Origin of the sequence: Fictibacillus sp. NRS-1165 (assembly GCF_050468105.1) — a bacterium.
Lineage (GTDB): Bacteria > Bacillota > Bacilli > Bacillales > Fictibacillaceae > Fictibacillus_C > Fictibacillus_C terrinigri.
Genome location: NZ_JBDPNU010000029.1, coordinates 100,818 through 108,642, shown reverse-complemented (window position 1 = coordinate 108,642; position 7,825 = coordinate 100,818). Strand labels below are relative to the sequence as shown.

5 protein-coding genes and 3 pseudogenes are annotated in these 7,825 nt (G+C 46.0%); all 8 read right to left on the bottom strand.

Translation table 11 applies throughout. The features are described 5' to 3' along the window. Positions 1-25: 25 nt before the first annotated feature. On the bottom strand, positions 26-1,540 hold the full coding sequence (locus tag ABHN01_RS14835; RefSeq protein WP_429876180.1) for an acetyl-CoA hydrolase/transferase family protein: 1,515 nt from the start codon (positions 1,538-1,540) through the stop codon (positions 26-28). Positions 1,541-1,669: 129 nt separating this feature from the next. Then, positions 1,670-2,314, bottom strand: coding sequence for a LytTR family transcriptional regulator DNA-binding domain-containing protein (locus ABHN01_RS14830; protein ID WP_429876179.1), 645 nt, complete (start codon positions 2,312-2,314; stop codon positions 1,670-1,672). 74 nt (positions 2,315-2,388) lie between these two features. Further along, positions 2,389-2,679, bottom strand: a complete 291-nt coding sequence (locus ABHN01_RS14825; protein ID WP_429876178.1) for a DUF3219 family protein — start codon at positions 2,677-2,679, stop codon at positions 2,389-2,391. 29 nt (positions 2,680-2,708) lie between these two features. Then, positions 2,709-3,431, bottom strand: coding sequence for a DsbA family oxidoreductase (locus ABHN01_RS14820; protein WP_429876177.1), 723 nt, complete (start codon positions 3,429-3,431; stop codon positions 2,709-2,711). 252 nt (positions 3,432-3,683) lie between these two features. After that, the gene (locus ABHN01_RS14815; RefSeq protein WP_429876176.1) at positions 3,684-4,097 is read right to left on the bottom strand and encodes an acyl-CoA thioesterase; all 414 of its coding nucleotides are present in this window, start codon (positions 4,095-4,097) and stop codon (positions 3,684-3,686) included. Between the two features lie 19 nt (positions 4,098-4,116). Continuing rightward, positions 4,117-5,270: pseudogene (locus ABHN01_RS14810) on the bottom strand (iron-containing alcohol dehydrogenase). A gap of 110 nt (positions 5,271-5,380) precedes the next feature. Continuing rightward, positions 5,381-7,353 (bottom strand): annotated as a pseudogene (locus tag ABHN01_RS14805) (catalase); the annotation flags it as partial. Between the two features lie 220 nt (positions 7,354-7,573). Further along, positions 7,574-7,825: pseudogene (locus ABHN01_RS14800) on the bottom strand ((2Fe-2S)-binding protein); the annotation flags it as partial.

Here is a 7,825-nt window from a genome sequence, read left to right as displayed (position 1 = left end):
CTTTCTGGACAGCCCCTTTTTATGACTAGACGGACTGTTCCACCTTCTGCAGCATCGTGCCGTTTTGTTCAAAGTTGATATGCCAGGAAAGAGCTTTTTCCAGTACGTGAGGCGTTTGCCCCCCTCTTTCCCTCGCCTCCTCATAATAGGCAGTCAGCTGCTGCCGGTACATCGGATGGGCACAGTTTTGAATGATCTTTTCCACGCGTTCTCTAGGTGATAGACCGCGCAGATCCGCATAACCCTGCTCGGTGACAATCACATCTACATCATGTTCGGTATGATCTACATGGGAAACGAATGGAACGATGCTGGATATATTTCCGTTCTTGGCAACGGATTTGGTCACGAAAATACCTAGACGGGCATTACGTGCAAAATCCCCGGAACCGCCAATCCCATTCATCATCCTCGTTCCCATCACATGAGTAGAATTCACATTTCCGTATATATCCAGCTCCAGTGCGGTGTTGATCGAAATGAGTCCCATTCTCCGGATCAGTTCAGGATGGTTAGAGATCTCCTGAGGCCTGAGCACCAATCGGTCACGGTATTTTTCAAAGTTGGAGAAGACCTTGTCCATCTTCTCTGTGGATAGAGTGATGGAACAGCAGGATGCAAAACGCACCTTATCTGCGTCAAGCAAATCGAAAACCGCATCCTGCAGCACTTCAGAATAGACTTCCAGATCCGTAAACTCTGAATCCAGCAAGCCATGAAACACTGCGTTTGCAACCGATCCAATACCGGATTGAAGGGGTGCCAGTTTTTCTGTCAGACGGCCCGCGTTTATTTCATCCCTAAGAAACGAGATCAAATGCTGAGCCATGATGACAGTTTCATGATCCGGTTCTACAATGGTGGACGGGGAATCCAATTGATTCGTAAACACTATCCCCTTTATTTTGTCCACGTCTACCTTCATACCAGGTACACCAATTCTGTCATCAGGCTTCATCAGCGGGATAGGCGAACGCTCTCCCTGTTTCTCCGGCTCATATAGATCATGTATACCTTCCAGCAGTTCGGTTTGTGCGGTATTGATCTCAATGATGATGTTTTTCGCGTGCTGTGAGAAGACCATGGAGTTGCCGATCGATGTTGTCGGAATGATCATGCCGTCTTCCGTAACTGCAATCGCTTCCAAAATAGCATAGTCGATAGATTCCAAAACATTCGAACGAATCCATTCTGACGTATGGGACAAATGCTGATCCACAAAATGAAAATCTCCCGCGTTTATCCCCTTTCTCATGGTGGCATCCGCCTGAAAAGGAAGGCGCTTGTTCAGCATGTTCTTCTCTGCAAACAACTTATCAACATCTGATCCTAAAGAAGCACCGGTATACACATTTACTTTTAACGGCTCCTGCTCTGCCCGCCTTGCCAGCGCAAAGGGAACGGCTTTCACATCTCCTGCACGTGTAAAACCGCTCAATCCCAGGGTCATCCCATCCTGGATCCACGATGCCGCTTCCTCTGCTGATACAATCCGATCATGTAAGCGTTGATCTCTAATCCTGTTGTAAACGCTTTCCATTCTCTCCACTCCTATCTCTCTCTTTTCATAAGTGTAGCAAAGGAAAACTGGCATGCGGAGCTGAAGGGACAAAACACAAAAAATTAAGATAAGACAGAACATTCAGTTCTTAAAACAGAAAAGTTTTTTTCAGAACCCGAGCAGATTTCTAAAATAGCTCGCATAAGACTGGCTGACTGGCACCTGTTCTCCGTTCTCCATTTGTAATAAAAATGTGGAATGGGTGTCCGGATAAATCTCACGGATGTGATGAACGTTGACGATGAATGAGCGATGACACCGCACAAAGTCATCCTTTGGCAATAAGAAATCAAATTCATTCAGCGTGTCCTTATGGCTGCCCGTATGCTTTTCACTGACCACATATGTTCTCCGGTCCTTCGCCTCTAAATAGTGAATATCGTTGAACGAAATCGGAATCCAGCCATCTGCGCTTTTTACCGTAACCACTGTCTTGCCGCTCGTTAATGCCGGAAAGATTGCGGTGACACACCCCTTCAGCTCTCCTTGATCCATCAATGGAACCGCCATACCATAATAAGGAGTGCCAAAAATATCCCGGTTAATAAACTGAGATACTTTTTGTTTGGAGATGAGCGCCTTATGCGTAATGGTGCCTTCCTTAATTGCATCTCCCGGTTTGATCTTCAGGTTGATTCTTTTGCTTGGCTGATAATAAATGTATTGATCTGCATCTGTCACCGCGATGGAAGCTTCATTTGAAAATAGCTCACTGATTACATCAAGAAGCGCTGATGTTTTAAACCGTTCCATGGCTCACACCTTTTCTCTGTTTACTGATTTCTTTTATTTTATCATGAAAAAAGAGAACGGATTTCCGCTCTCTTTTAATTCTTTTCTTTTTCTGTAAGCTCCAGTGTAAATTCACCAACGGCCTTCTCCTTGTATAAATCCGTGAGGGATGTGGAATACTGGCTGATTTTTGCTTGGAATTGCAGTTCCATCTGAGGCACCTTTACTTCAAAATCATTTTGGTACAGCAGTGTAGTGATCTCGTGATACTCACTGTGCTTGACTTTAAATTTGAAACTTACTCTAATCAGCCCGTTGTCGGCTTCTGAAAGAAGAAAATCCGATACATGAATTTCCCTCTCATTAAGAAGGACGGTATTCACCATGAAAACAACTCCTAGAAGGATGACTGCTGTTAAATGCTGCAGGAACCGTCAGCGCATTGATCATCCTGATTTTTATTCTTCCCGTTATCGTTAAGCAACTGAATCGCGCTGTTGTTCTGTTCTTCTTCCCGAACCTTTTCAAGGACTTCGGTAAAGACTCCCTCCGGCTGAGCACCTGACACACCGTACTTTTGGTTGAATACGAAGAACGGAACACCCGTGATTTTGAGCTGAGAAGCTTCCGCCTCATCTTTACGAACATCATCCGCGAACTTTCCTTCCATTAATACAGCAAGGGTTTCCTCCCGATCAAGACCAGCCTCCGCCGCAAGTGTTGCAAGGGTTTCATGGTCGCTGATATCGTGGCCTTCTGTAAAATAACCTTTAAGTATGCGTTCTGTCACTTCCTTCAGCCGTCCCGTCTGCTTGGCAAAATGAGATACACGGTGGGCATCAAACGTGTTCGCCGGTTTCATGTTTTCGAAATCATAGGCTAAGCCAACTTCCCGAGCCCTCTGTGTCATCTGATCGTTCATGCCTTTTGCCTGCTCATAAGACATGCCGTATTTCTCTGAGAGAACGGTATGCATGTTTTTATTGGTTTCATTTTTGAATGAAGGATCAAGTTCAAAGCTTTTGTAAATAACTTCTACGTTTTCCCGTCCTTCGAACTCGTTCAGCGCGTTCTCGAACCTGCGTTTTCCAATATAACAAAATGGACAAACATAATCTGACCATATCTCAACTTTCATGATGTTACCCCCTATTTACTTTTAATATTCCCTATTGTATCCATAATCATTGATTCATGCAGAATTACTGCTCATAAAAGTAACCAGAGCATGCAGCTCTGGTTTCATCCAGCACGGATGTTACAAGCGGGATTTAGGAATTTACCGTCCACTTATTGTCGATTACCGTCCACTTTTTACGGTTTACATGCGGCTTTTGAACAATTACGTGCCAAACACAGCAGCTCATTCCCTGCCAATGAGCCCATCCATCTAGGCATTACTCCGCACTCTCTCGCTATATCGATGTTTCTCAAGCTCAACCCGTATGGTTTCAGGAATCACTTCGGATTTCCGCTGTTTGACATCATGGTTGACATAGACAGAAGTACCTTTTGCACATAGCCTTTTATCCTGGCGGATTTCTTCGTAAAGCTCCAGGCTTGTGTTTCCGATTCGTTTCACCCATGTATATACCTCGACCTCTCTTCCGAAATAGATCTGGTCTACATAGTCAACATTCATGTTCAGAATGATCATTTTCCAGTTTTGGAAGGAGCTGTCCGGTGTGAACAGTTTAAACAGTTTGTTCCTGCCGGCTTCGAACCAGATGGGTATGGTCGTATTGTTGATATGCCCTACACCGTCTGTTTCCGATACGCGCGGTTCAATGATGGTTTTAAACATATTTCTTCTGCCCTTTCGATTAGTTGATAGATGGAATTGCAGGTGCACCAGTATGGGCATTCTTGTAGATTGTAAAGATGTCTTCCTCTGATAGAGGCAGCGGGCTTCTCGCCAGTAAGCGTTTTTGTTTCACCGCATCCTTCGTCAGATCCTTGATCATTTCAGAAGGTATTCCATATTCTGCTAGAGTTGTTGGCAAATCTACTTCTTTCACCAGCCGTAAAAATAAGTCGAAATGATCTTCTTCAACACTGCCGAGGATTGTACGTACCTTGTCCATTTTTTCTGGACAGCTTGAAGCGATGTAAGACATGACGTAAGGAAGCAGAACCGCGTTGGATTCTCCGTGCGGCAGCTTAAACTGGCTGCCAAGCGGATACGCAAGAGCATGCACCCCTGCTACCCCTGCATTAAAAAAAGCAAGTCCGGCAATATAGCTTCCGTGACTCATTGCCTCTCTCGCCTGGCGGTCATGCCCTTGATGAACCGCTTTTTTTAGAGAGCCTGCGATCAGTTCCATCGCTTTAACGGCAAGGGCATCAGTGGCTTCATTCGCCTGGATGGAAACAAACGCCTCAACCGCATGGGTCAGGGCATCGATTCCTGTCGCAGCTGTTATCCTTTTCGGAACCGTCATCGTCAGCTGGGGATCAACAATCGCAGATCTGCAAGCAAGAAATCATGAGTGACCACATCCTTCGTTCCTTCAAGGGAAAGAACGGCAATATTGGTCACTTCACTTCCGGTACCCGAAGTCGTCGGGATCAGAACTTTGGGCAGTTCTTTATTCGTTAGTTCACGTGTACCTTCCAGGTTAAGATAGTCTTCAACATTGCCTTCATTCTGAGATACAACGGCCGTCAGCTTAGCAAGATCAAGCGTGCTTCCGCCTCCAAGTCCAATCACACCATCAAAACCACCGCTGCGCGTATAGTCCACCAGCCTTTGTCCGCATGACAGCGATGGCTCAGGTTCTACATCCGTATAAACACTTACGTTATACCCGCTGAGCAATGGCATGAGCTGCTCCTCGACCAGCCCCATCTTTAGCAGCGCAGCATCGGTAACCACCAGCAGATTGGCAGGTTCCCAGTTCTGTAGCTCATCACCAATCTTTTCAATAGAGCCCCATCCCGTATAGGATACTTTTGGAAATTTCAAGCTTGAGATCATTTCTTACCTCCTTCTTGCTTCATTTTTCTACTTCGCCTTTCCTATCGGTAATCCTTTAATGATTGCATACAAATGAAGCAGCCGTTTATAGGCTGCTTCATGTTTTTACTTTAAACCTGTCTCGCCCAATGGCGGTGCTGCGCTACAGCGTGGATAAAGGCTTCGCTATTTCGGCTTTCCAAGATTTCTACTCCAGCTGCACCCGTATCGACCCCCGCCGCAGTGCCTTCACCCGACGCCCCGATGGCTTTGTAGTGGGAAAACGCCTCATTGACAAAGGTTGTTGCTTCTTTCACGGCTTTTAAGCTATTCACACTGTCTTTTCCACCAGCCACATAAACGGCGTCGTAGAGGACCGAATCACTTGTAAGCAGCGTTTGGTCAACTTCCATCTCCTGGCCATCGCTGCTTGAGATCGGGTTAAGCGTCTCACTGACGATTTCCGAAGTGATTCCAGCGTGTTTCAAAGCATCTTTCAGCTCGCTGACTTCCTCAAAATCAAATCCGTCTTCAGCAAGGATCGCCACTTTGCGTGTTGCCGGAGTCTTAATCGTGTTTTCCTGACTTAATGCAGGGGAAGACGCTGTTTCCTGAGAAGGCTGACCACTTGCCGAAACTTTTACACCCACTCCCGCAGCAATCTGCTCGGCAAGTTCAGCATCCACGTTGCTGAACAGATTGACAACCTGCTGTTGAACACTCTTACTCTTCACTTTTCCGACTTCAAAACGGAACGCTTTAATAATATGCTTCTTCTCGACTTCCGTCATGCTGTTCCAGAAGAGCCTTGCCTGGCTGAAATGGTCCTTGAAGCTGTCGCTTCGCTGTTGAACCTTGCGGCCTTCGACTTTTTCCTGATAATGAACATAGCCGCCCTCTGCCTCTGCGGCAGGTGCCGGATCGTTATTTTCCAAAGAGTTTTTATGATAAGCTACCGGGCCTTGATTAATCGTCATGCGATGCATGCCATCACGCTGGTTGTTATGGAACGGGCACACAGGACGGTTGATCGGAAGCTCATGGAAATTGGGTCCGCCAAGACGGGAAAGCTGTGTATCTGTATAGGAGAACAATCGGCCTTGAAGGAGCGGATCATTCGAAAAGTCGATCCCCGGGACTACATGTCCCGGATGGAAGGCGACCTGTTCAGTTTCAGAGAAGTAATTATCAGGATTGCGGTTGAGCGTCATCTTCCCGATAATTTTCACGGGAATAAGTTCTTCTGGCCAGACTTTCGTCGGATCGAGCACATCAAAATTAAATTTAAACTCATCTTCCTCATCGATCATTTGTACACCAAGCTCCCATTCAGGGAAATCTCCTTTTTCGATGGCTTCATAAAGATCCTGGCGGTGGAAGTCTGGATTCTTACCGGCAAGACGCTGCGCTTCATCCCAAACAGGGGAATGAACACCCAGCTTCGGCTTCCAGTGGAACTTAACAAACCGGGCCTGTCCCTGGTCATTTACAAAACGGAAGGTATGCACACCAAAACCTTCCATCATACGGTAACTGCGGGGAATGGCACGGTCGGACATCGCCCACATTACCATGCCGATTCCGAATTATTGGCAACAAAATCCCAGAACGTATCATGAGCAGTGGATGCCTGAGGAATTTCATTATGCTGCTCCGGCTTAAACGCATGAACGAGATCCGGAAACTTGATGGCATCCTGAATGAAGAAGACAGGGATGTTGTTGCCGACTAAATCATAGTTGCCTTCCTCTGTATAAAACTTTGTGGCAAAGCCTCGCACATCGCGGACGGTATCACCAGACCCGCGTGAACCGGCAACCGTAGAAAAACGGACAAAGACCGGCGTTTTTACAGATGGATCCTGAAGGAAACCAGCTTTCGTAAACTCTTTCATGGATTCATAGACTTCAAACTCACCGTGCGCTGCATAACCTCTTGCATGCACAATCCTCTCAGGAATGCGCTCATGGTCAAAATGAGTCATCTTTTCACGGAAATGAAAGTCCTCCAATAATGTTGGTCCTCTTACACCGGCCTTTAAGGAATGTTCATCCTCTGAAACGCGAAGCCCCTGATTGGTGGTCAGTTTTTTTCCTTTATTATTCACTCTGAATGCCTGAAGCTGCTTCTCCTTCTTATTCTCCCCGCTGCCGCTTTTCGGATCGTTCGTACTCAATGATCATTTCCTCCTTGTATGTTCGTTTTCAAACTATAAATTTATGTAAACACAATAGAACGTTTCCCTTCCTTTTTAAAATTAAACTAGTTTATTAGAATACAAGATCGAATTGGTAAATAAATAAAAAATCAGCCGGAGTGGCTGACTATGGTCGTTTTCTGTTCATTTGATTTTTCTTAACGATCGACCTCACCGCTCCTTCGATTTCCTGATACCCCGTACAGCGGCATATGTTGGAATTGAGCCACTCGGCAATTGTATCGTCATTGGCATCCGGAACTGTGTTCAGCATCGCGTGGCAGTTCATAATAAATCCCGGAGTGCAGTACCCGCATTGAAAGGCAAAGTGCTCAACAAAGGCCTGCTGGATAGGTGTCCCTTTCAAACCTTCAATGGT

Coding starts and splice junctions, on each gene's coding strand:
- ABHN01_RS14815 (WP_429876176.1), bottom strand. CDS start 4,097: ATGTTTAAAACCATCATTGAACCGCGCGTATCGGAAACAGACGGTGTA.
- ABHN01_RS14820 (WP_429876177.1), bottom strand. CDS start 3,431: ATGAAAGTTGAGATATGGTCAGATTATGTTTGTCCATTTTGTTATATT.
- ABHN01_RS14825 (WP_429876178.1), bottom strand. CDS start 2,679: ATGGTGAATACCGTCCTTCTTAATGAGAGGGAAATTCATGTATCGGAT.
- ABHN01_RS14835 (WP_429876180.1), bottom strand. CDS start 1,540: ATGGAAAGCGTTTACAACAGGATTAGAGATCAACGCTTACATGATCGG.
- ABHN01_RS14830 (WP_429876179.1), bottom strand. CDS start 2,314: ATGGAACGGTTTAAAACATCAGCGCTTCTTGATGTAATCAGTGAGCTA.